Genomic DNA, 22807 nt, shown 5'->3' on the forward strand with positions numbered 1-22807 from the left:
AAAGCGAGTTTTGGATAATGGTGCACATCCTATGCAAAGCATACACGTCTTCGGGCGTTGAGTGCGGGGTCTATTAGCAAGACTGACCACAAAAAAATCAGCTGAAAAATCACGTGTCAGCGTTAGGTGGATCCTTGTGCATTTCTGCAAAAAACTACGTAGTGCCGCCGCACGCAGAGCCAAGCTAATTGGGAGAGGCTGTATCGACCTAATCAGGCTGAACATACTTAACGGAGAAAATCAGTCAGACAGGGGACTGATGACCGAGCAACGTCGTTCTTTTCCTCTAAAATCAAACGCGAAGCCGGTGGAGCAGGGCTATAGCTATATAGAGGCCAGCCGCGCTCTTGGGTAGTCGAGTCAACGTTTCGTCTTTGGGTTAATCAACTCCAGCAAGAGCGCAACTGTTTGACGCCGCAGAGCAAAGCGCTGACACCTGAGCACCAGAAAATCCAGGAACTGGAGGCTCAAATTTCTCGTGTTAAGTGAGAGAGATTCATTACGGATAAGTGATGTCGGAAGATTGAGAGTGCATGTGCTGAGTGATCAACTGAGCGTTCAAGAACCGGTCGATGAGCTTTGTACCGTTTTTGATATTATCCGCTCGCATTAATACGCCCACCGCCTCAGGCGCCGAATTCAGGATGTTAACCAGTTTCGGTTGTGTAATAGGGGTAGCGAAATATTTACGCAAAGTCGAAGCACCTCCGGTAGGCGGAGCACTTTCATCGATGATGCAAGGAGGCGGTTAGCGCATCGAGTGGTTTAAGATTCCTAGCCTAATGAGGGAAATGTATCTGATCAGCAATCAACCCGGTTCACATGCAAACACACGAGCAACGGACGAACGGTTATATTCGTAATATCTTGGATCGCGAGTTTGGAGCGGGTGTTAGCTAAAATCAAGACTGTTCATTTCAGTAAAGCGACTCATGCTAAAAAGGGCCCGTCTGGGCCCTTTTTCAGGTGATGCGCATTACTTCTTCAACCATCCTTCGACAAGGTCTGCGCCGTGTTCTGCTTTCCACGCTTTCAGTGCCTTGTGATTGCCGCCTTTGGTCTCGATGATTTCACCTGTATTCGGGTTCTTGTACACCTTCAGGTCACGAGGTTCGATAGGGGTTGGTTGAGCGGCTGGCGAGGCCGGGAATCAGCCGGCGCTACCTCGATCAGCAGGGATGCACTCAGGCAGCCCGAGCCTCGCTTTCAGCCAATCCCGGAATCGTCTTAACGATGTAACAGCGTTGCGTACCCAGTCCGGGCAGGCGGACCAGACCCGATGCCTTGCCGTCGTTCCCAGGTTCGATTACCCCGCGCTGTAGCAACTCCTTGTTCACCGCATTGATGTTCATGCCCCGAAAGATCTCCGAGCGCCAGGACTCGGGCAGCACGTAGTAGGTGTTGGTGGTGTGCAGGGAGTCGCCCAGGCCATGCTCCATCGTCTTGCGAAAGCCCAGCCGGTCGATGGTGCGCGGGCCGTGTTCGTCGATCTTTGCCGCTGCCGATTCCCAGCGGGTAAATCGGCTCTCGCCGAAGCGCTCGATGACCTGGCGCAGTCGCGACACGATTGCGTCACCCTCGAAGTTACCGACGCCGCCACGTTCGTTCATCCATGCGTTGAGGCACACCCGAGCAGCGGTGGTGGCGGTGCCATCGGGCCAGCCTGTTATCCCCATCGCGGTGGCCAGCTCACCCGCTGCGGCGGCGAGGCCAAAGCGAGCGGCGGCACGGTGAGCTTGTCCGCTGGCCGACGCGGGTAACGATTGGGCGATAAAGCCTTCCAGCGTGCGGCGGAGGATGGCAGACCAAGCGCGGCGTTTGTCGGGTTCGTACAGGGCTGTGAGAAAGGCGGTGGGCGGTAAGCGGTGTGCCAGTGCTGCCGCATCTTAGGAACCGCTAAGGGCGTCGAACATACCGAGGCTTTTGCTGGTGTCGGTTGGGGGGGCGAGCATGCGTAACTCGATACCCGCTTTCAATTCCTTGTTCATTTGGGCCATTTGCTGGACCAACATCTTCTCACCGATGACGTGCAGAGCGCACATAACGACTTCATCCAGCACCAAAAGCCAGAAACAAAAAAGCCCGCACAAGGCGGGCTTCGGGCATTTCATAGACTGTCCACAACTCAAGACACATCCAGGCTGCAAAAGGTGGTGCACCAGGCGGGATTCGAACCCACGACCCCTGCCTTCGGAGGGCAGTACTCTATCCAGCTGAGCTACTGGTGCGACGCGGGCGCCATGATACTCACATGGGTACGGGGCGTCCAGTTGCGGGCGGTGCGAGACACAAATCACCCAGCGCGCCCCGCGACAGCCTTTCATCAGCCCACACCCATTACCGCCCACAAAGGATCAGACCTGCGCTTCCGGCACGGCTGCGTGGTGGTGCATGATGCTCCCCATACCACTCCGTCAGTTCGTTCTCACCGAGGGCCTCTTATCAATCAGTTCAAAAGCATCGAGCGCAGCCCGTGCCGCGTTCTTATTACCGGGGCCAGTATCGCGGGGTGTGCCGCGGCCTGGTGGCTGACGCAGCGCGATTGCGATGTCACGGTTGTCGAGCAGGCGCCTGCCTTTCGCGATGGCGGGCAGAATGTGGATGTGCGGGGCGCGGCTCGGGAGGTCTTGCGCTTGATGGGGCTTGAGCAGGCGGTGAAGGGTCTCAACACTGGCGAGACGGGGCTTGCTTGGGTCGATGAGGGTAACCGCACAGCGGCGCGCATCGATCTGGCCGGTCTGGACGGGGACGGCCCGACGGCTGAGCTTGAGGTGTTGCGCGGTGACCTTGCGCGTCTGCTGTATGAGGCGTCGTCTGCTGATGCGTTCTATCGCTTTGGTGACCGCATCGTCTCGGTCGAGCACGATGCGGAGGGCGTGTCGGTCACGTTCGAGGGCGGTGGCGAGGAGCGTTTTGATCTGCTGATCATTGCCGAAGGTGTCGGTTCGCGCACGCGGGAGTTGGTGTTCCCCGGCGAGAACCAGCCGCGCCGGATGGACATGGCCAGCGCGTTCTTTACCGTGCCTCGGGCACCGACCGATAGCCAGACCGCGCGCTGGTATAACGCGGTGGGCGGTCGCAGTGCGGGGGTTCGTCCGGACAATCGCGGTACGACGCGCGCTTTCTTTAATGTGCACGGCCGTAGCCACCTGACGGTCGGTAACAGTGTTGCCGAGCAGAAGGCGTTTCTTCGCGCGTCGTTTGCAGGCGCGGGCTGGGAGGTGCCTCGTCTGCTGGAGGGGATGGAGGCTGCGGAGGATTTCTGGTTCGATGACTTGCGTCAGGTGAAGATCGATCGCTGGTCGAATGGCCCGGTGGTACTGCTGGGCGATGCGGCGTGGTGTGTCACGCCACTGGGTGGGGTCGGTGCTTCGCTGGCGCTGATTGGCGCGTATGTGCTGGCGGGCGAACTCACCAAGACCGACACCATTGCCGAGGCGCTTGCCGCGTACGAATATGTCCTGCGCCCTGTGGTGAAAAAGTCGCAGAGCGTGCCGAAACTTGTTCCGCGTCTGGTCCATCCTCGCAGTCAGACCGGGGTGAAGATCCTGCGCGCCGTGCAGCGGCTGGTGGCAACGCCCTTTATCAGCAAACGTGCAGCCAGGGCGCTGACCCCGGCGGTGCAGTCTTTCACGCTTCCGGATTATCGATAGCGCTACAGGCGTGGGTTAAAACCTGCGCCGGGCCCTGCGGTGGTCATGGCGCTGTCGAAGTCGATCAGCCACGACCCGGCCAGGACGATGATCGGGTCGTTCGGCAATGCCTTGAGGTTGATCGTGACCTTCGCCGGTTGCTGGGTGGTTGCTCACGGCTTTTATGAGCTGCTGGCACAGACGCTCAAGCAACACCTCTCGTCAGCCCGCAGGCGCCAGAACGTGAACCGGGTGTTTGGTGCGTCGTTCATTGGCCTGGGGTTGAGCCTGTTCACGTTGAAGGGCAGGGCAGCCTGATCGCGTTGCGGTTGCAAGATGTCTCTGCGTCGCGGCTCGACGCTGATCAGAAAACCACGCCCCTCTTTGCGCCCGTTCTTTTTTTCGAACGGGCTATTGTCCTTTCCCCCCGCAATGCCTAGGATTCGTTTGAGATTTCAAACGCTCTTGTTCGGTCTTCCTGCCTTCATGCGTCGCGCAGCGCTGGAACCCGATGGAATGTTTTCCTGACGATGGCTTCCAAATGGGGTGCATCGATATCAATTGTTCGCGTCGCCTCTCGGGCGATGCTGTTTAGGAGGCCGACATGCAGCTCAAAGATTCCACACTGTTCCGCCAGCAAGCCTACATCAACGGCCAGTGGCTGGACGCGGACGGTGGTCAGTCGATCAAGGTCAACAACCCTGCCAACAACGAAATCCTCGGCACTGTGCCGAAAATGGGCGCAGCCGAGACGCGTCGGGCGATTGAGGCGGCTGACAAGGCGCTGCCGGCCTGGCGTGCGCTGACCGCCAAGGAGCGTGGCAACAAGCTGCGCCGCTGGTTCGAGCTGATGATCGAGAACCAGGACGATCTGGGTCTGCTGATGACACTGGAGCAGGGCAAGCCACTGGCCGAAGCCAAGGGCGAGATCACCTACGCCGCATCGTTCATCGAGTGGTTCGCCGAAGAAGCCAAGCGCGTCTATGGCGATGTGATCCCTGGTCACCAGCCGGACAAGCGCCTGATCGTGCTCAAGCAGCCGATTGGTGTGACGGCGGCGATCACCCCGTGGAACTTCCCGGCGGCAATGATCACCCGCAAGGCCGGTCCGGCACTGGCGGCGGGCTGCACCATGGTGCTCAAGCCTGCGTCGCAAACGCCGTTCTCGGCACTGGCCCTGGCTGAACTGGCCGAGCGTGCGGGCATTCCGGCTGGCGTGTTCAGCGTGGTGACCGGCAGCGCAGGCGATATCGGTGCCGAGCTGACCGGCAACCCGATCGTGCGCAAACTGTCCTTCACCGGCTCGACCGACATTGGTCGCCAGCTGATGGCCGAGTGCGCCAAGGACATCAAGAAGGTTTCCCTGGAACTGGGCGGTAACGCGCCTTTCATCGTGTTCGACGATGCCGACCTCGATAAGGCGGTCGAAGGCGCGATGATCTCCAAGTACCGCAACAACGGCCAGACCTGCGTGTGCGCCAACCGCATCTACGTGCAGGACGCGGTGTATGACGCGTTCGCCGAGAAGCTCAAGGCGGCGGTCGGCAAGCTGAAGATCGGTAACGGCCTGGAAGAAGGCGTCACCACCGGCCCGTTGATCGACGACAAGGCGGTGGCCAAGGTCAAGGAACATATCGCCGACGCCGTCAGCAAGGGCGCAACCGTGCTGACCGGTGGCAACAGCCTGGAAGGCTCGTTCTTCGAACCGACCATTCTGGTCAACGTGTCGAAAGATGCCGCCGTGGCCCGGGAAGAAACCTTTGGTCCGCTGGCCCCGCTGTTCCGCTTCAAGGACGAGGCTGAAGTGATCGCGATGGCCAATGACACCGAGTTCGGTCTGGCGTCGTACTTCTACGCGCAGAACATGAGCCGCGTGTTCCGTGTTGCCGAGGCGCTGGAATATGGCATGGTGGGTATCAATACCGGCCTGATCTCCAACGAATTGGCACCGTTCGGCGGTATCAAGTCGTCCGGCCTGGGCCGTGAAGGCTCCAAGTACGGCATCGAAGATTATCTGGAAATCAAATACCTCTGCCTGTCGGTCTGACCGACACTCGGGTATTGCAGCCGATGGCGCGCGAGAGCGACGTGTCATCGGCTTTTGTTGCACCGCAGTTTCCTGGTGGCCTGAAGGCTGCAGCAGTCGATCATCGTATGCTGCCGCAGTTGATCCGGTCCGCTTGATCCTTGACCCACGCCGACCGATGAGCGGCGAATGAGGAATACATGAGCAAGACTAACGAATCCCTGATGCAACGCCGCCATGCAGCCGTCCCGCGTGGCGTTGGTCAGATCCACCCGATCTTCGCTGCTTCGGCGAAGAACGCGACCGTTACCGACGTGGAAGGTCGTGAGTTCATCGACTTCGCGGGCGGTATTGCGGTTCTGAACACCGGTCACCTGCACCCGAAGATCATCGCCGCTGTGCAAGAGCAGCTGACCAAGCTGAGCCATACCTGCTTCCAGGTGCTGGCCTACGAGCCTTACGTCGAGCTGTGCGAGAAGATCAACGCCAAAGTGCCGGGTGATTTCGACAAGAAAACCCTGCTGGTGACCACCGGTTCCGAAGCGGTGGAAAACGCCGTGAAAATCGCCCGTGCTGCGACCGGGCGTGCGGGCGTTATCGCCTTCACCGGCGCTTACCACGGCCGCACCATGATGACCCTGGGTCTGACCGGCAAAGTCGTGCCTTACTCGGCCGGCATGGGCCTGATGCCAGGCGGTATTTTCCGTGCGCTGTACCCGTGCGAACTGCATGGCGTGAGCGTTGACGATTCCATCGCCAGCATCGAGCGCATCTTCAAGAACGACGCCGAGCCCAAGGACATCGCTGCAATCATCATCGAACCCGTTCAGGGCGAAGGTGGTTTCTACGTGGCGCCGAAGGCCTTCATGCTGCGTCTGCGCGAGCTGTGCGACAAGCACGGCATTCTGCTGATCGCTGACGAAGTGCAGACCGGCGCGGGTCGTACCGGCACGTTCTTCGCGATGGAGCAGATGGGCGTTGCGGCTGACCTGACTACTTTCGCCAAGTCCATCGCAGGCGGCTTCCCGCTGGCGGGCGTGTGCGGCAAGGCTGAATACATGGACGCCATTGCACCCGGCGGTCTGGGCGGCACCTATGCCGGTAGCCCGGTGGCCTGTGCCGCGGCGCTGGCGGTGCTGGACATCTTCGAAGAAGAGCACCTGCTGGAGCGCTGCAAGGCAGTTGGTGAACGTCTGGTGACCTCGCTCAAGGCGATGCAGGCCAAGTACCCGATTATCGGTGAAGTGCGTGCGCTGGGTGCGATGATCGCTGTCGAGCTGTTCGAAGACGGCGATTCGCACAAGCCTAACGCCGCTGCCGTGGCTCAGGTGGTTGCCAAGGCGCGTGACAAGGGTCTGATTCTGCTGTCCTGCGGTACTTACGGCAACGTGTTGCGCGTGCTGGTGCCGTTGACTGCCGAAGACGAATTGCTGAACCGCGGCCTGGCCATTCTCGACGAATGCTTTGCTGAAATCGCGTAAAAAGTGTGAAGTCATGAATTGATTAATTTATGACCAAACAGACAAAAAAAGCCCGTTTCGACGGGTTTTTTTTGCGTTTGAGCAGGGTATTTCGCTGTTTTGGGTATATCCGGACGTTTGCATTGGCTAAGGTGATCGCATTGACATCGGAGAGTCATGATGACCGCTGTAGTTTTGCCCGCCGTTCCTCGCGTACTGATAGCCGAGTCTGATCCATGGGTTCGCGAGACGCTTAGCGACCTGGTGTTGGACGTGCGTGCGGATATCGAGCTGGAGATGTGCACCGATGGCAAACAGGCCGTCGAGTGGATGAAAAAACACCTGCCGGACCTGATCATCGCCGCCCGCGAGCTGCCGGGGATCGATGGCCTGAGCCTGCTGCGGGGCGTGCGCAATCTGCGTCGTCAGCCCGCCATCCCGTTCATTCTGATCAGCAATCGCAATGACAGCGCCAGCGTGCGTGAAGTCGTGCCGCTGGCGCCGACTGCCTACCTGACCAAACCACTGAATACTGAAGGGTTGCGCCAGCGCCTTGAAGGCCTGTTGCTGGAACGCAGCGCCCCGGCTGCGGGTGCGGTGCCCGCGCTGACGCCGGGCCTGACCCTGACCAAGTTTCTCGACAAACGCCGTGATATAGCCGATGGCGCGCCGCTGTTCGTCGATGTCGCCACGGCGGTGACGCTCAGCCAGACCGCCAGCGGCATCGACGCCGCCTTGCTGGAGCAGGAGCTGCGCAACGATCCGCACATCACGGCAGTACTGATCGCAGCGGCCAATACGGCGGCGCAGCATCTGGGCAAGCCGATCCAGACCATGGGCGGGGCGCTGGCCATTCTCGGGCCGGTGCAGGGTGCCAATATCGCGTCAGGCCTGGCCAAAAAGCGTATGGCGGTGCTGACCAATGATGCGTTGCTGGCCAAGGCCCATGAGCTTTGGAGCCTGTCGCAGCGCACGGCAGATTACGCACGCATTCTGGGCGGCATGCTGGAGCTGGATGCAGAGCGCTGCTTCAGCGCCGGGTTGTTGCAGTCGCTGGGTGACCTGGCGGTATTGGGTTGTCTGCAGGAGTGGCTGCTGGCTGGCGGCCAACTGGATGAGCAGGTGATCGGGCAGTCTCTGGAACAGTATTCCGCTGCCTTCGGTTCTGCTCTGCGCACCCGCTGGCGTTTGCCGCTGGAACTGCGTGAGCTGATCGCTGCGGTGTATCAGTACAACACCGGCATCTACACGCGCGAAGTGCTGGCAATGAACCTGGCGGGGCAGATGGCGCGCCTGGGCGAGGAAGAAAGTGTCACCACGCTGATCAAGACCAAGTCGGCCAAACTGTTGAAGCTCAGCGTCGGTGACTTGCAGCGCCTGCGCAAGAAGCTGACGGGGGTGACGGATCCGAGTTTGCTGAGGCCGCTGACGACCGAAACTGAGGTGGCTGCCGAGGCGGTCGAAGATGGGTTGCTCGACGTGGCACCTGAGGCACCTGCTGAAGAGCCTGCTGCAATCGAGGATCCGGCAGCCGCTGCTCAGGGTTCGCCCGAGAAGTAAAACCCGACCGACGCCTTCGCGAGCAAGGCGAATCGCCGCCCAGCCGCTCCCTCAGGGCGTCATGCCGTGCGCGCTCCCACAAGATACCGCGTACTCCCGTAGGAGCGAACTTGTTCGCGAAGGCGGTATTCCTGACGCAGAAAAGCCATCGACTGCACCGGACTCTTCGCGAGCAAGCTCGCTCCCACAAGGTACCGCGTACTCCTGTAGGAGCGAGCTTGCTCGCGNAACGCAGCCAATGCATTGAATGTACCTCCCTCTTCGCGGACAAGTCCGCTCCTACAGGGCACCGCAGACTCCCACAGGGCTTGATGCTGTGTGCGCACTTGCTCGCGAAGGGGCCGGTACAACCACCGAAGATTTGCTGATCAGGAAGACCGTCTTCGCGAGCAAGCTCGCTCCCACAAGATACCTCGTGCTCCCGCGGGGGCGACCGGGGCGGCGATCCGCCTTGCTCGCGAAGGGGCCAGTCGTGCTTTCTACATTCGAGAAGGCATTTCAGACCAGTACGATCTGGTTCTTGCCTTGGCGCTTGGCCTGATACATCGCGGCGTCGGCGCGGCCGTAGAGGGTTTCGAGGCTTGGGTCGTCCGCGCCCAGGTTGGTCAGGCCCTGGCTGGCGGTGATGCTGAAGGTGGTGCCGCCGGACTGGAAATTCTGACGCTGGATCTCGCGTTGCAGGCGCTCGGCGATCTGCATGGCCATGTCCGGCGCGCAGCCGGGGAATACTGCGGCGAACTCTTCACCACCGATACGCCCGAACAGGTCACCACGCCTCAATGCCGAACGACCGCTTTCGGCGATGCGTTGCAGCACGGTATCGCCTTCCTGATGGCCGTAGGTGTCGTTCACCAGCTTGAAGTCATCGATGTCCAGCAGCAAAAACGCCAGCGGCGTACCGTTGAGGCGAGCCAGTTCGAACTCGCGCTGGGCGCATTCGAAAAAGTGCCGGCGGTTGCTGCTCTGGGTCAGCACATCGGTGGTCGCCAGGCGTTGCAGCTCATCCTCGAGGTGCTTCTTCTCGGTGATGTCTTCGGCGATGCCCACCACGATCAGACGCTGGCTGGCGTCGGCGCGATGGCTGACGAAGCATTTATCGCTGAGCCAGCGTACTTCGCCATCCGCACGAATGATCCGGTACTCGCGGTCCTCGATCGAGCCTTTCTCGATGACCTCGTTCAGGCTGCGCTCGGCGTAGTTCAGGTCATCGGGGTAGATGCTGTCGCGCCACTCACTGTAGTCAGCCAGCAGCAGGCCCGCCGAACGACCGAAGATGCGCTCGTAGGCCGGGCTGACATAGATCATGTGCTGGGTTTCCCAGTCGAACGCCCACAAGACAGCGTTCACGCTCACCAGCAACGAGCTGAACAATTGTTCGCGCTCGCTCAGACGTGCGACTTCTGCCTGAGCGTGCATCAGGGCTAACAGGGTTTCTGCGGCTGCGGGCATATCAGTGATCGGTGAGCCGGGTAGGGAAGTGAAAGGCTGCTTTTCCATAAGAACCATCTCAAACGTTTACGGCCAGTAAGGCGCCCTATCCCGATTGGCGGGAAAGTTGATGAGATAGACGGGGAGGGGATAAGTTCCGGGACCGGCGCGCCAGGGGATGGCGCGCCGATCAACGGTTCAGGCGTGTGCGGGGCGTAGCGAGTAGGTTTTCAGCTGGTCGGCGAACTCGCGCAGGGACTGAATACCGCTGGCTTCGGCCTCGTGAATCCACTCTTTCATGGCCGACAACATGTCGTGACCATTGCTGCTGGTCTTGACCCAGATCTGTTGCAACGCGAGGCGTTTTTCGTAGATCACTTTCAGCGCATGGCTGTGTTCCAGCATGGTCTGAATGCGCAGGTGATGCCTGTCATCGAGCAGGCTGGTCTCACGCGACAGCAGGCGCTTGGCACGACGGAACTGATGACGCACCGACTCGTCGGCCTTGCCGAGTTCCTGAGTAACCAGCGGCGCGATGACCAGCTTGCGGTACTGCGCCATGATCTGGAAACGGTTGTTGAGGATCGCCATCGCGGTGTCCATGTCCATATGGCCCTTGCCTTCGACCCGATGGGCGATAGGCGCGACCCGCTGGACCTTGGCCAGACCCAGGAAGCTGAACACTTTGATCCATGCCCAGCCCATGTCGAACTCCCACGGCTTGACCGACAGCTTGGCCGAGTTGGGGTAGGTGTGGTGATTGTTGTGCAGTTCTTCGCCGCCGATCACGATGCCCCACGGCACCAGATTAGTGGCTGCATCGCGGCACTCGAAGTTGCGATAGCCGACCGCATGACCCAGCCCGTTGACCACACCGGCAGCCCAGAAGGGAATCCACATCATCTGCACAGCCCAGACCGTGATACCGAGCGCGCCGAACAGCGCCACGTCGATGACCGCCATCAAAGCGATGCCCAGCAGCTTGTAGCGCGAGTACAGATTGCGCTCGATCCAGTCTTCCGGGCAGTTCTTGCCGTAGATCCGCAGGGTGTCCTGGTTCTGCGCTTCCTCGCGGTATAGCTCTGCGCCCTTGCGCAGTACCGTAGACAGCCCCTTGACGACCGGGCTGTGCGGATCGTCGACGGTTTCGCATTTTGCGTGGTGTTTGCGGTGGATGGCTGTCCACTCGCGGGTGTTCTGGGCAGTGGTCAGCCACAGCCAGAAGCGGAAGAAGTGTTTCAGACCCGCATTGAGCTCCAGGGAGCGATGGGCTGAATAGCGGTGCAGATAGACCGTAACGCCAATGATCGTTATATGGGTCATGACCAGCGTGACCGCTATTAACTGCCAGACGGAAAGGTCGAGCAAACCGTTGTACCACATAGGCTGTTTGGCCCTCGTAGAAATACCTGTGAAGAAAAAAGTCGCAACGGCATTATCACTGACATGGCTCAGAAAACCAGTCACCCTTGCAGATAAGCGTCGCAGGATGTTTCTTGCTTTATAATCCAGACCTTTCGTAAGGCTCGGTTTTTTATGTCCGATTATTCCCGTAACGCGCTGCGAACCGCCGTTCTGTATGGGCTGCTGTCGATTCTGTGGTTCGCGACAGGCAGCGCCCTGCTGTCTTTTTTCGTCAAGGATCCGGCTCGACTGTCCGTCGGACAACAGATGATCGGTTACGGCTGGGCGTTGCTCAGCACCGTCATGATCTTCATTGCACGTGACAAATTGAAGGCCATCGTCGGCGGCGAAGCGCTGTTTGAGCGCCAACAACAGGACTATGACCGGCTGCTGCTGGCGGCGGTGGTGTTCGACAGTACGCGTGAGGGTGTGCTGGTCAGTGATGCCGAAGGGCGTATTGTCCATGTAAATCGTGCGTTTGTGGACATCACTGGCTATCAGGCCGACGAGGTGCTGGGTTTCAACCCCAGCAAGTTCAAGTCCGGTCGTCATGGCCCCGAGTTTTATCGGCAGATGTATCACTCACTGCAGAGTGCCGGGCAGTGGAGCGGAGAGATCTGGAACCGGCGCAAAAGCGGCGAGATCTATCCGCAATGGCAAACCATCCGCTGCATCAAGGGTGAAGACGGGCAGGCCAGGCATTTTGTGGCGGTGTTTTCCGACATCACGGCCATCAAGCGCTCCCAACAGGAACTGGCGCAACTGGCCCATTACGATGCGCTGACCGAGTTGCCCAATCGTCTGCTGCTGACCGACCGTATCAGCCAGGCGCTGACCTCGGCGCGCTCCAGCAAGCGCGGCTGTGCGCTGCTGGTGGTCGACCTGGACAACTTCAGAAACATCAACGACAGCCTTGGCCATAACATCGGCGACGAAGTGCTCAAGGCGGCAGCCGAACGTCTCAATGCGCTGGCCGATAGCGGTATGACGGTCTCGCGGCTGGGCGGTGACGAATTCGCGCTGCTGGTCAAAAACTGTACGCACATGGTGCATGCCGCAGCGCTCGCGCAGCAGGTGATCAATGCCTTCAAAGCGCCGTACCCGATTGGCGGGCATCAGTTGTTCGTCACTGCCAGTATCGGTATCAGCCTGTTTCCCGGTGACGCGCTGACGGCCGAGCAATTGTTGCGCAATGCCGACTCGGCGCTGTTCAAGGCCAAGACCGATGGCCGCGAAGGGTTTGCGCTGTACACCGAAGAGCTGACCGCCCACGCCCAGCAGCGGGTGCAACTGGCCAGCGAGCTGCGCCAGGCCATCGAGCAGGACCAATTGCGGGTGTTCTACCAACCGGTTTACGACCTGGTAACCGGACGTATTTGCGCGGTCGAAGCGCTGGTGCGCTGGCAGCACCCGACTCGTGGCATGGTTTCGCCCGGCGATTTCATCCCTATCGCCGAGCAGAACGGGCTCATCGCCGATATCGATGCCTGGGTATTGAACACTGCCTGTCGGCAAATGCAGGCATGGCTGGCAGAAGGCGTCTCGATTGCGTCCGTCGCGGTCAACGTGTCCAGCCGCCTGTTCAGTCGTGGTGATGTCGATCGGCGAGTGGCTGAGGTCTTGAACGAGACCGGCCTCGATCCGGCATTTCTTGAGCTGGAAGTCACTGAAAGTGCCGTCATGGAGGACCCTGAACAGGCCATCAAGCAATTGCATCGCCTGCGTGAACTGGGCCTGAGTCTGGCCATCGATGACTTCGGCACAGGCTACTCATCGCTGCTGCGGCTCAAGAGCATGCCGGTGCAGAAGCTCAAGATCGACCAGGGTTTCGTGGCCGGGCTGCCGGGCGACGTGGATGACATCGCGATTGTACGGACGGTCATCGCGCTGGCTTCGAGCCTGGGCATGCGTGTACTGGCGGAGGGGATCGAACACGCCAGTCAGGCTTCATTCCTGTTAAGCAACGGTTGCGAGTTGGGCCAGGGCTACTGGTTTGCCCGGCCCATGGCGGCACAGTCGATTGACTGGACGCACGCGCCCGCGTTCAACTAGTTCAGGCCCTCACTGATAACGCGGGTCAGGGTGTGCAATGCACCCTGAGTGGCTCCCACCCTTATAAAGTCTTTTTGGTTATATCTGCATTCTTAAATAGTCTTTTTAAGAATATCCGCACCTCACTATTATTGCCTCACCGCCATACGCCATCGCCCCCAGTCGCGACGGCAGGCCCCTCACTTCTCAAGGATTAAGACAATGAGCGCATCTCTACGTAGTGTTGACGGTCAGGACGAAGCAGCCATTCTGCGTGAAATTCAGAGTGCGTTGCGTGACCTGCGTTTTGGTGCCGTCGAAATCACCGTGCACAACGCACAGGTGGTGCAGATCGAGCGCAAGGAAAAGTTTCGTTTGCAGAACCCTGCCAAGCAGAACTGAAGCGGCAATCACCCGACTGGTCAACCGGAGGGTTTCATCCTGACTCCTGATACCCCCCTGAAAAACAGCAACGCGCCCGTGCGAATGCCGCTCTGACGCGCCAAGAAATCAAAAAAGCCAACACACAGCATTTCCAGGAGCTTCAATCTATGTCCATTCGCCGTTTTGCGCTGGCGGCTCTCGCCAGTGCTGTTTTCGCAGGCTCGGCTGTCGCCAAGGATTACGAACTGCTCAACGTGTCCTACGATCCGACCCGCGAGCTGTACCAGGATTACAACGCAGAATTCGTCAATTTCTGGAAAAAATCCCATCCGGACGACAAGGTTGAGATCAAGCAATCCCACGGCGGCTCGGGCAAGCAGGCGCGTGGCGTGATTGATGGCCTGCGCGCTGACGTAGTGACCCTGGCACTGGCCGGTGATATCGACGAAATCGCCAGGCTCGGCAAGACGCTGCCCGAAAACTGGCAGACCCGTCTGCCGGACGCGAGCACGCCGTACACCTCGACCATCGTGTTTCTGGTGCGCAAGGGCAACCCGAAAGGCATCAAGGACTGGGGCGACCTGACCAAGGAAGGCGTCTCGGTGATCACACCGAACCCGAAAACCTCCGGCGGTGCGCGCTGGAACTTCCTGGCCGCCTGGGCCTACGGCCTGAAGGCGGGCGGCGGTGACGAAGCCAAGGCCAAGGAATACGTGCAGACGCTGTTCAAGCACGTGCCGATCCTGGATACCGGCGCACGCGGTTCGACCATCACCTTCGTCAACAACGGTCAGGGTGACGTGCTGCTGGCGTGGGAAAACGAAGCGTTCCTGGCGTTGAAAGAAGACGGCGGCAAGGACAAGTTCGACATCGTCGTACCTTCGCTGTCGATCCTTGCCGAACCTCCTGTCGCCGTGGTCGACAAGAACGCCGAGAAGAAGGGCAACACCGAAATCGCGACTGAATACCTCAAGCACCTGTACAGCAAGGAAGGTCAGGAAATTGCTGCGAAAAACTTCTATCGTCCACGTGATGCCGAAGTGGCCGCCAGGTACGAGAAGCAATTCCCGAAACTCGATCTGGTGACTATCGACAAAGACTTTGGTGGCTGGAAAACTGCGCAGCCGAAGTTTTTCAATGACGGCGGCGTTTTCGACCAGATTTATCAGGCGCAATAAGCCGAAATGAGGATGCCGCCCGAGCGGCATCGCAGGCTTGGCCAAACAGCCCGGATTAACCTCCGGGCTTCGTGCAAGTGAAACCAGGGACTTTTATGTCGCGTCGTATCTCCCCCGTCATACCCGGCTTCGGGCTGACGCTGGGCTACACCTTGGTGTACCTCAGTCTGATTGTGCTAATACCGCTCGCCGCCATGTTCGTACATGCCGCGCAGCTCACCTGGGATCAGTTCTGGACCATCATCACGGCACCACGCGTGATCGCGGCACTCAAGCTGAGCTTCGGCACCGCCTTTTACGCAGCCCTCATCAACGGTGTGATCGGCACACTGCTGGCCTGGGTGCTGGTGCGCTACACCTTCCCCGGGCGCAAGGTCATCGATGCGATGATCGATCTGCCATTCGCCCTGCCCACCGCAGTGGCCGGTATCGCCCTGACAGCGCTGTACGCGCCCAACGGCTGGGTCGGCCAGTTCGCGGCTGATCTGGGTTTCAAGATCGCCTACACCCCGCTGGGTATCACCCTGGCGCTGACCTTCGTCACCCTGCCGTTCGTGGTGCGAACCGTGCAGCCTGTGCTGGCCGATATCCCCAAGGAAGTCGAAGAGGCCGCTGCCTGCCTGGGCGCGCGTCCGTTACAGGTGTTTCGCCACATCCTCGTACCGGCGTTGCTGCCTGCCTGGCTGACCGGCTTCGCCCTGGCGTTTGCCCGTGGCGTGGGCGAGTACGGTTCGGTGATTTTCATCGCCGGCAACATGCCGATGAAAACCGAGATCCTGCCGCTGCTGATCATGGTCAAGCTCGACCAGTACGACTACACCGGCGCAACCGCTATCGGCGTGATGATGCTGGTGGTGTCCTTCATTCTGCTGCTGCTGATCAACCTGCTGCAGCGGCGCATTGAAACCCCATCCTGAGGAGGCGCAGAACATGTCTTATTCATCTGTTTCAGCCGCCGCCTCTGCCAACGCCGCCCGTCGTGGCAGCGCGGTGTCGCGACGCATTCTGATCGGCCTGTGCTGGCTGGTGTTCGTCCTGTTTCTAGGGCTGCCACTGTTCATCGTGGTGTCCCAGGGCCTGAAAAACGGTCTGGGCGCGTTCTTTACCGCGATCCTCGAGCCGGACGCGCTGTCGGCGTTGAAGCTGACGGTTATTGCGGTACTGATCTCGGTGCCGCTCAACCTGGTGTTCGGCGTCAGCGCCGCATGGTGCGTGAGCAAATACTCGTTCCGTGGCAAGAGCATTCTGGTCACGCTGATCGACCTGCCGTTCTCGGTGTCGCCGGTCATCGCCGGTCTGGTTTACGTGCTGATGTTCGGTGCGCAGGGGCTGTTCGGGCCGTGGTTGCAGGATCACGACATCCAGATCGTCTTCGCCCTGCCGGGCATCGTGCTGGCGACCATCTTTGTCACCGTGCCGTTCGTTGCGCGTGAGCTGATCCCGCTGATGCAGGAGCAGGGCACTCAGGAAGAAGAGGCCGCACGGCTGCTGGGCGCCAATGGCTGGCAGATGTTCTGGCACGTCACGGTGCCGAACATCAAATGGGGCCTGATCTACGGCGTGGTGCTGTGTACGGCACGGGCGATGGGTGAGTTTGGCGCGGTGTCGGTGGTTTCCGGGCACATTCGCGGCGTCACCAACACCCTGCCGCTGCACGTCGAAATCCTCTACAACGAGTACAACCACGTTGCCGCCTTTGCCGTGGCGAGCCTGTTGCTGATCCTGGCGCTGTTCATCCTGCTGCTCAAGCAGTGGAGCGAATCCCGCATTAACCGTCTGCGCCATAACGCGGCGGAGGAATAATCATGTCGATCGAAGTCCGTAACGTCAGCAAGAACTTCAACGCCTTCAAGGCCCTGAACAACATCAGTCTGGACATCCAGAGTGGCGAGCTGGTGGCGTTGCTCGGCCCGTCAGGCTGCGGCAAGACCACCCTGCTGCGCATCATTGCCGGTCTGGAAACCCCGGATGACGGCAGCATCGTGTTCCATGGCGAGGATGTGTCCGGTCACGACGTGCGTGATCGCAACGTCGGGTTCGTGTTCCAGCATTACGCGCTGTTCCGCCACATGACGGTGTTCGATAACGTCGCGTTCGGCCTGCGCATGAAGCCCAAACGCGAGCGCCCGAACGAGACACGGATCGCCGAGAAGGTCCATGAGCTGCTGAACATGGTGCAGCTGGACTGGCTGGCCGACCGTTATCCGGAGCAACTGTCGGGTGGACAGCGCCAGCGCATCGCCCTGGCCCGCGCCCTGGCGGTCGAGCCAAAAGTGCTGCTGCTGGACGAGCCGTTCGGGGCGCTGGACGCCAAGGTCCGCAAGGAGCTGCGTCGCTGGCTGGCGCGCCTGCACGAGGACATCAACCTGACCTCGGTGTTCGTGACTCACGATCAGGAAGAGGCCATGGAAGTGGCCGATCGCATCGTGGTGATGAACAAGGGTGTGATCGAGCAGATCGGCTCGCCGGGCGAGGTCTACGAGAACCCGTCCAACGACTTCGTCTACCACTTCCTCGGCGACTCCAATCGCCTGAGCCTGGGCGAGGAGGGTCACCTGCTGTTCCGTCCGCATGAGGTGTCGCTGTCCCGCCAGGAAATCGAAGACCACCACGCCGCCGAAGTCCGCGACATCCGCCCACTGGGCGCGACGACGCGGGTCACCCTGAAAGTGGAAGGGCAGAGCGAACTGATCGAGGCCGAAGTGGTGAAGGACCACGACAGCCTGGTGGGCCTGGCCAAGGGCGAGACGCTGTTCTTCAAACCGAAGGTCTGGCAGAAGCTTTAAGCCCGCCCTCCAGCTATCGTTCCCATGCTCCGCGTGGGAATGCCTTTCTGGAAGCTCTGCGTCCGATCTTGAGTGCGCGGTGTCAGCACGGGCATGTGACGCAGAGCGTCACGAACTGCATGCCAACGCGGAGCATTGGCACGATAGTCACCTCACGACTTCCATCATTCCCGCGCTCCGCGTTGGCACGGTAGTCGCTTCACGATTTTTATCGTTCCCATGCTCCGCGTGGGAATGCCTTTCTGGACGCTCTGCGTCCTCGGGCTGTTATCGCACGGACAACGCCAGCATGAACGCCGCGACGATGCCGCATACGGCGAACAGTTGTTGCAGGCGTGGGCCGGCGAGGTAGCGGGCGACTTGTCTGCCGATGACCAGGCCGACGACTGCACCCAGCGCGAACGGCGCACCGACCGCCCAGTGCATCACCCCGCTCAGTGACGCGGTGATAACGCTGCCCGTCGAGACCAGGGCGATCACCGCCAGTGACGTCGCCACGACACTCTTCATGTCCAGGTCGCTGTAGCGGGTCAGCGCCGGAATGATCACGAACCCGCCGCCCACCCCCAACAAACCAGACAGCAACCCGGAGCCCACGCCGGTCAGCGTCAGTGCGCGCAGGCAGGGCATGGTCCAGCGCAGGCGGCCCTGCAACGGGTTGAGCACGCAGGGCAGGATCTCTGCGCGCGGCGCCGGCTTTCCGTGGCGCAATTCGCGGCTGGCCCTGATGAACATGCGTCCACAGGCGTACAGCAACACAACCGAAAAGACCAAGGCCAGCGGCGTATTGGGCAGTCGATGAGCGAGCCACAGGCCCAGAGGCGCCATCAGCACACCAATGGACGCGATGTACCCGGCCGCGCGATAGCGGACGATGCCCTGGCGCAGCCCCAGCACCGCACCGATCCCCGCCGCCAGCCCTACGGCCAGCAGACCGACAGGTGCCGCTTCGACAATCGACAGACCGAGACCGAAGACCAGCAGCGGCACGGCGAGAATGCCGCCCCCCGCTCCGGTCAGCGCCAGTACCATGCCGATGATGGTTCCCAGACCAACGCCCAGTAACTGATGCTCATCCATGCCGGGTGTCAGCCTTTTTCGGTTTGGCCAGCCATTCACGGCCCTTGAGCATGCCATGCCAGTACAGCGCGGGCAGCACTCGCGCTTTCAACCACCAGGCCAGTCGGGTCGGCTGGCGACCCTCCAGCAGCCAGTGCGGAAAGCTCGGCGCGACCTTGCCGCCATAGGTGAATTCGGCCAGCACAATGCGGCCTTTCTCGACCGTCAACGGGCACGAGCCATAACCGTCATACACAGCGGATTCACCCCGACGACCCAGCGCGACCAGCACGTTGTTGGCCACCACCGGCGCCTGCTTGCGTGCCGCCGCGGCGGTCTTGGCGTTGCTGGTATTGGTGACATCGCCCAAGCCATGCACATTGGCGAACTGGCGGTGCTTCAGCGTGGCAGGGTCCACGTCCACCCAGCCTGCGGCATCGGCCAGCGGGCTGCTGCGGATGAAGTCGGGGGCAATCTGCGGCGGCACTACGTGCAACATTTCGAAGCTTTGCTCGACGGTCTCGCTGCTGCCATCGGCCTGTGTGCGAATAAACGTAGCACGCTTGCCAGGTCCGTCGACGGCGACCAGCCGATGGCTGAACTTGAGGTCGATGGCGTAGCGCTCGACGTACTTCATCAGCGCTGGCACATAGTCGGCGACACCGAACAGCACGCCACCGGCGTTGTAGAACTGCGTATCGATCTGCGCGAGACGGCCGCTTTTCAACCAGTGATCGCAGGACAGGTACATCGCCTTCTGTGGCGCACCGGCGCACTTGATCGGCATGGGCGGCTGAGTGAACAGCGCGCGGCCCTGTTTCAGGTTCTGCACCAGCTTCCAGGTGTAGGGCGCCAGGTCATAGCGATAGTTGGAGGTCACGCCATTGGCCCCGAGCGTTTCCACCAGCCCGTCGATGGCCGACCAGTCCAGCTTCAGGCCGGGGCAGACCACCAGTTGCTGATAACCGAGCACGCGGCCGTCGCCCAGCGTCAGCGCATTGTGCTGCGGCTCGAAGGTCGCTACTGCAGCCTTGATCCACTGCACGCCTTTTGGAATCAGCGAAGCCATGCTGCGCGCCGTCGACTGCGGGGTGAAGATCCCCGCACCGACCATGGTCCAGCCGGGCTGGTAATAATGGGTATCGGCGGGGTCGACCAAAGTGATTTGCAGGGTAGCGTCGCGGGCGAGCAGGCTTGCGGCAGTGGCGATACCGGCAGCACCGCCACCGACGATCAGGATCTGACAGGTTGTTGTCGAAGCATTCATCACAGGGTTTCCTAAGGCGGGCAGCGGTCAAAGGGCATTGAGCGGGATCTTCAGGTAGACGACGCCGTTGTCTTCCGGCTCGGGAAAGTGTCCGCAGCGCATGTTGACCTGCACCGCAGGCAGCATCAGCACCGGCATGTCCAGCGTCGCGTCGCGGGCTTCGCGCATGCCGACGAACGCGTCTTCATCCACACCGTCGTGCACATGGATATTGCTGGCGCGCTGTTCGGCAACCGTGGTCATGTATTTCAGCTCACGGCCATTGGGCAGGTAGTCGTGGCACATGAACAGCAGGGTCTCCGGCGGCAGCGCCAGCAGTTTCTTGATCGAGCGATACAGCGTGCGCGCATCGGCCCCCGGGAAGTCACACCGGGCGGTGCCGTAATCAGGCATGAACAGCGTATCGCCGACAAACGCGACCGTGGCGTCACCGACTTGCACCAGATAACTCATGCACGCCGGCGTGTGCCCGGGCGTGTGCATGGCCTTGACCTCAAGCGTGCCGAGGGCGAACGACGCGTTGTCTTCCAGCAGCACATCGAACTGGCTGCCATTGCGCGCAAAGTCAGGCGGCGCGTTGAACAGCGTGCCGAAGGTTTCCTGCACGGCGGTGATGTGGCTGCCAATGACAATTTGCCCACCCAGCCTCTGTTTCAGATACGGCGCTGCCGAGAGGTGATCGGCGTGCACGTGGGTTTCGAAAATCCACTGCACCGAGGCGCCCAGCGCCTGCGCCCGTTCGATCATCCGGTCGGCAGACTCGGTCCTGGTGCGGCCGGACTTGGGGTCGTAATCGAGCACGCTGTCGATCAGCGCACATTGCTTGCTGTGCAGGTCCATCACCAGATAGCTGATGGTCCAGGTATGCGTGTCGAAGAGCGCTTCGACATGGAGTTTTTCACCGATGATCATGTGCAATTCCCATGGCTGTAAATCGCCTCAAGGCCCGTTTGGCCAGGCCGGACGGTTGGCAGTCGTTGCCATAATGTCTCAATAACCATGCCAATCACTGCAAAGCCTGTTCAGCCCAGTAAATAAAGGCATTAGGAATTCTTTAAGAGCACCTGGATCAACTGACAAACCTGCGGACTGCCACATTCTGGCAGTCATTTGGCAGTCCATGGCACACGCTGGCAGACGGATGGGTTAAGCTGCGCCCAGCCCACAGGAGCCCCCATGAACCTCATCGCCACCGATTTTCCCGGCAGTCGCATGCAGTCGCTGGTGTCATACCTCGAACATGATCTGCGACCGACCATCGTGCTCGACACCGACTACAACATCATTGCCGCCAACACCGCCTACCAGCGCCAGTTCGGCGTCGAAGGCACGCCGCATGTGGGCGAGAAGTGTTATCGGGTGTCGCATCAGTTTGCGGTGCCATGCGATCAGGCCGGCGAGCATTGCCCGATGCGCAAGGCCCATGAAACACGGCTTCCGGAGCGTCTGCTGCACATTCATCACACACCGCGCGGCCCGGAGCATGTGGATGTCGAGCTGCGGCCGATTCTCGATGATCAGGGTGAGGTGATCGCTTATGTCGAGCGACTGAGCTCGGTGGCGGTGGCATCCGTCCAGCCGCAGCAACACGGGCTGGTGGGGCGCTCGGCGGCGTTCAAGGAGGTGCTGAGCGCTCTGCAACGTGCGGCGCCCGCGCAGATTCCGGTGTTACTGCAGGGCGAGTCGGGCACCGGCAAGGAATTGTTCGCGCGCGCACTGCACGCCAGCAGCGCCAGGTCCGCCGGGCCGCTGGTGGTGGTCGACTGCACGGGGCTTACCGAAACCCTGCTGGAGAGCGAGCTGTTCGGCTATGAGAAGGGCGCATTCACGGGCGCATTGCAGCGCAAGACCGGTCTGGCTGAAGCCGCTCATGGCGGGACGCTGTTTCTTGATGAGATTGGTGAGGTGCCGCTGGCCATGCAGGTCAAGCTGTTGAGGCTGATCGAATCGGGCAGTTTTCGTCCGGTGGGCAGCCTGCGCACGGTGCACTCGGATTTTCGGCTGGTGGTGGCCACGCACAAACCGCTCCGGGAGATGGTCGCCGACGGCAGCTTTCGTCAGGATTTGTTTTACCGCATCAGCGCCTTTCCGATTCGCCTGCCGGCCCTGCGTGAACGCAGTGATGACCTGCCGCTGCTGATCGACAGCCTGCTGCAACGCATCGCGCCCGGCGCTGCTCCGCGTGTCGACGCCGAGGCCATGAAGCTGCTGAGTTTGTACAGTTACCCCGGCAACATTCGCGAGCTGCGCAACATACTCGAACGCGCCCGTTTATTTACCGACGACGGCATCATTCGCGCGCAGGACCTGCCCGTCGAGGTGCGCGGCCAGGGCGAAGCGGGTGGTGTGAAGTACCGCCAGCAGGACGACGGCCTGGAGAAACTCGCCCATGCACTGCGAGTGTTCAATGGCTCGCGCAGTGAGCTCGCCAGAGAGCTGGGACTGAGCGAACGCACCCTGTACCGACGTTTGCGTGCCCTAGGGATTCCGCGCTGAAGCGTGAGGAACGATCATCACAACTATCGTGCGGCGCTCCGCGTCGCATACCGTTCTGGACGCTCCGCGTCCTCTTGACGACGCAGAGCGTCGAGA

The 22807-nt window shown here is 60.6% G+C and carries 17 protein-coding genes, 1 tRNA gene and 3 pseudogenes; 13 read left to right on the forward strand and 8 right to left on the reverse strand.

The window, feature by feature from the left end; all coding sequences use genetic code 11:
• Positions 1-259: 259 nt before the first annotated feature.
• A pseudogene (locus tag AO388_RS30395) lies at positions 260-882 on the forward strand (transposase); the annotation flags it as partial.
• Positions 883-976: 94 nt separating this feature from the next.
• Here the strand turns inward: AO388_RS30395 and AO388_RS29700 are convergent.
• The 3 genes and pseudogenes from AO388_RS29700 to AO388_RS19790 all read right to left on the reverse strand — a co-directional run.
• Positions 977-1135 (reverse strand): annotated as a pseudogene (locus AO388_RS29700) (histone-like nucleoid-structuring protein, MvaT/MvaU family); the annotation flags it as partial.
• 49 nt (positions 1136-1184) lie between these two features.
• Positions 1185-2021, reverse strand: a pseudogene (locus AO388_RS19780) (DUF927 domain-containing protein); the annotation flags it as partial.
• 130 nt (positions 2022-2151) lie between these two features.
• Positions 2152-2228, reverse strand: a tRNA-Arg gene (locus tag AO388_RS19790).
• Positions 2229-2384: 156 nt separating this feature from the next.
• Here AO388_RS19790 and AO388_RS19795 point away from each other — a divergent pair.
• The 5 genes from AO388_RS19795 (at position 2385) to AO388_RS19815 (ending at position 8678) form a co-directional block, all read left to right on the forward strand.
• On the forward strand, positions 2385-3653 hold the full coding sequence (locus AO388_RS19795) for an FAD-dependent monooxygenase (RefSeq protein ID WP_058416976.1): 1269 nt from the start codon (positions 2385-2387) through the stop codon (positions 3651-3653).
• A gap of 45 nt (positions 3654-3698) precedes the next feature.
• A complete protein-coding gene (locus AO388_RS19800) occupies positions 3699-3950 on the forward strand; it encodes a hypothetical protein (RefSeq protein WP_058416977.1) in 252 nt (83 codons plus the stop codon).
• A gap of 286 nt (positions 3951-4236) precedes the next feature.
• Positions 4237-5679 (forward strand): NADP-dependent succinate-semialdehyde dehydrogenase, encoded by a 1443-nt coding sequence (gene gabD / locus AO388_RS19805; protein ID WP_003367662.1) that lies wholly within the window; start codon positions 4237-4239, stop codon positions 5677-5679.
• Positions 5680-5858: 179 nt separating this feature from the next.
• Positions 5859-7139, forward strand: a complete 1281-nt coding sequence (gene gabT, locus AO388_RS19810) for a 4-aminobutyrate--2-oxoglutarate transaminase (protein ID WP_058416978.1) — start codon at positions 5859-5861, stop codon at positions 7137-7139.
• A gap of 156 nt (positions 7140-7295) precedes the next feature.
• Positions 7296-8678: an HDOD domain-containing protein gene (locus AO388_RS19815; RefSeq protein ID WP_058416979.1), complete on the forward strand. Its 1383-nt coding sequence runs from the start codon at positions 7296-7298 to the stop codon at positions 8676-8678.
• A 498-nt stretch (positions 8679-9176) separates the two neighbouring features.
• Here the strand turns inward: AO388_RS19815 and AO388_RS19820 are convergent, their stop codons facing one another.
• Both AO388_RS19820 and desA read right to left on the reverse strand, forming a co-directional pair.
• On the reverse strand, positions 9177-10175 hold the full coding sequence (locus AO388_RS19820; RefSeq protein ID WP_032609721.1) for a GGDEF domain-containing protein: 999 nt from the start codon (positions 10173-10175) through the stop codon (positions 9177-9179).
• A gap of 129 nt (positions 10176-10304) precedes the next feature.
• Positions 10305-11489 (reverse strand): delta-9 fatty acid desaturase DesA, encoded by a 1185-nt coding sequence (gene desA / locus AO388_RS19825; protein ID WP_003367671.1) that lies wholly within the window; start codon positions 11487-11489, stop codon positions 10305-10307.
• Between the two features lie 153 nt (positions 11490-11642).
• Here desA and dibA point away from each other — a divergent pair, with 153 nt between their 5' ends.
• The 6 genes from dibA (at position 11643) to AO388_RS19855 (ending at position 17889) form a co-directional block, all read left to right on the forward strand.
• Positions 11643-13562, forward strand: coding sequence for a phosphodiesterase DibA (gene dibA / locus AO388_RS19830; protein WP_058416980.1), 1920 nt, complete (start codon positions 11643-11645; stop codon positions 13560-13562).
• 201 nt (positions 13563-13763) lie between these two features.
• On the forward strand, positions 13764-13943 hold the full coding sequence (oscA, locus tag AO388_RS19835) for a sulfur starvation response protein OscA (RefSeq protein ID WP_003367675.1): 180 nt from the start codon (positions 13764-13766) through the stop codon (positions 13941-13943).
• A gap of 149 nt (positions 13944-14092) precedes the next feature.
• On the forward strand, positions 14093-15103 hold the full coding sequence (locus AO388_RS19840) for a sulfate ABC transporter substrate-binding protein (RefSeq protein WP_003435137.1): 1011 nt from the start codon (positions 14093-14095) through the stop codon (positions 15101-15103).
• Positions 15104-15198: 95 nt separating this feature from the next.
• Positions 15199-16020 carry a sulfate ABC transporter permease subunit CysT gene (gene cysT / locus AO388_RS19845; RefSeq protein ID WP_003367677.1) on the forward strand — a complete coding sequence of 274 codons (822 nt, stop codon included), beginning with the start codon at positions 15199-15201 and terminating at the stop codon, positions 16018-16020.
• Positions 16021-16033: 13 nt separating this feature from the next.
• Complete coding sequence (gene cysW, locus AO388_RS19850; RefSeq protein ID WP_002551394.1) at positions 16034-16906, forward strand: sulfate ABC transporter permease subunit CysW; 873 nt, start codon at positions 16034-16036, stop codon at positions 16904-16906.
• A gap of 2 nt (positions 16907-16908) precedes the next feature.
• Positions 16909-17889, forward strand: a complete 981-nt coding sequence (locus AO388_RS19855) for a sulfate/molybdate ABC transporter ATP-binding protein (protein WP_002551393.1) — start codon at positions 16909-16911, stop codon at positions 17887-17889.
• Positions 17890-18156: 267 nt separating this feature from the next.
• Here AO388_RS19855 and AO388_RS19860 read toward each other — a convergent pair whose 3' ends face one another.
• The 3 genes from AO388_RS19860 to AO388_RS19870 are packed head-to-tail and all read right to left on the reverse strand — an operon-like array spanning position 18157 to position 21127.
• Positions 18157-18969: a sulfite exporter TauE/SafE family protein gene (locus AO388_RS19860; protein ID WP_054082313.1), complete on the reverse strand. Its 813-nt coding sequence runs from the start codon at positions 18967-18969 to the stop codon at positions 18157-18159.
• Entirely contained in the window at positions 18962-20215 is a 1254-nt protein-coding gene (locus AO388_RS19865; protein WP_058416981.1) for an NAD(P)/FAD-dependent oxidoreductase, read from the reverse strand. Before AO388_RS19865 ends, AO388_RS19860 begins: the two co-directional genes overlap by 8 nt.
• A 27-nt stretch (positions 20216-20242) precedes the next feature.
• Positions 20243-21127 carry an MBL fold metallo-hydrolase gene (locus tag AO388_RS19870; RefSeq protein ID WP_003435144.1) on the reverse strand — a complete coding sequence of 295 codons (885 nt, stop codon included), beginning with the start codon at positions 21125-21127 and terminating at the stop codon, positions 20243-20245.
• 264 nt (positions 21128-21391) lie between these two features.
• Between AO388_RS19870 and AO388_RS19875 the strand changes: the two genes are divergently transcribed.
• Positions 21392-22711 (forward strand): sigma-54 interaction domain-containing protein, encoded by a 1320-nt coding sequence (locus tag AO388_RS19875; protein ID WP_003435145.1) that lies wholly within the window; start codon positions 21392-21394, stop codon positions 22709-22711.
• Positions 22712-22807 lie beyond the last annotated feature (96 nt).

This window comes from Pseudomonas sp. ICMP 10191, from assembly GCF_001467335.1.
In the GTDB taxonomy this organism is placed as follows: Bacteria; Pseudomonadota; Gammaproteobacteria; order Pseudomonadales; family Pseudomonadaceae; genus Aquipseudomonas; species Aquipseudomonas cerasi.

Bases quoted from the DNA above. Each gene is read 5' to 3' on its own strand.
- dibA (WP_058416980.1), top strand. From the start codon at position 11,643: ATGTCCGATTATTCCCGTAACGCGCTGCGAACCGCCGTTCTGTATGGG.
- oscA (WP_003367675.1), top strand. From the start codon at position 13,764: ATGAGCGCATCTCTACGTAGTGTTGACGGTCAGGACGAAGCAGCCATT.
- cysW (WP_002551394.1), top strand. From the start codon at position 16,034: ATGTCTTATTCATCTGTTTCAGCCGCCGCCTCTGCCAACGCCGCCCGT.
- AO388_RS19860 (WP_054082313.1), bottom strand. From the start codon at position 18,969: ATGGATGAGCATCAGTTACTGGGCGTTGGTCTGGGAACCATCATCGGC.
- gabT (WP_058416978.1), top strand. From the start codon at position 5,859: ATGAGCAAGACTAACGAATCCCTGATGCAACGCCGCCATGCAGCCGTC.
- AO388_RS19865 (WP_058416981.1), bottom strand. From the start codon at position 20,215: ATGAATGCTTCGACAACAACCTGTCAGATCCTGATCGTCGGTGGCGGT.
- AO388_RS19840 (WP_003435137.1), top strand. From the start codon at position 14,093: ATGTCCATTCGCCGTTTTGCGCTGGCGGCTCTCGCCAGTGCTGTTTTC.
- cysT (WP_003367677.1), top strand. From the start codon at position 15,199: ATGTCGCGTCGTATCTCCCCCGTCATACCCGGCTTCGGGCTGACGCTG.
- desA (WP_003367671.1), bottom strand. From the start codon at position 11,489: ATGTGGTACAACGGTTTGCTCGACCTTTCCGTCTGGCAGTTAATAGCG.
- gabD (WP_003367662.1), top strand. From the start codon at position 4,237: ATGCAGCTCAAAGATTCCACACTGTTCCGCCAGCAAGCCTACATCAAC.
- AO388_RS19815 (WP_058416979.1), top strand. From the start codon at position 7,296: ATGATGACCGCTGTAGTTTTGCCCGCCGTTCCTCGCGTACTGATAGCC.
- AO388_RS19855 (WP_002551393.1), top strand. From the start codon at position 16,909: ATGTCGATCGAAGTCCGTAACGTCAGCAAGAACTTCAACGCCTTCAAG.
- AO388_RS19870 (WP_003435144.1), bottom strand. From the start codon at position 21,127: ATGATCATCGGTGAAAAACTCCATGTCGAAGCGCTCTTCGACACGCAT.
- AO388_RS19875 (WP_003435145.1), top strand. From the start codon at position 21,392: ATGAACCTCATCGCCACCGATTTTCCCGGCAGTCGCATGCAGTCGCTG.
- AO388_RS19800 (WP_058416977.1), top strand. From the start codon at position 3,699: ATGGCGCTGTCGAAGTCGATCAGCCACGACCCGGCCAGGACGATGATC.
- AO388_RS19820 (WP_032609721.1), bottom strand. From the start codon at position 10,175: ATGGAAAAGCAGCCTTTCACTTCCCTACCCGGCTCACCGATCACTGAT.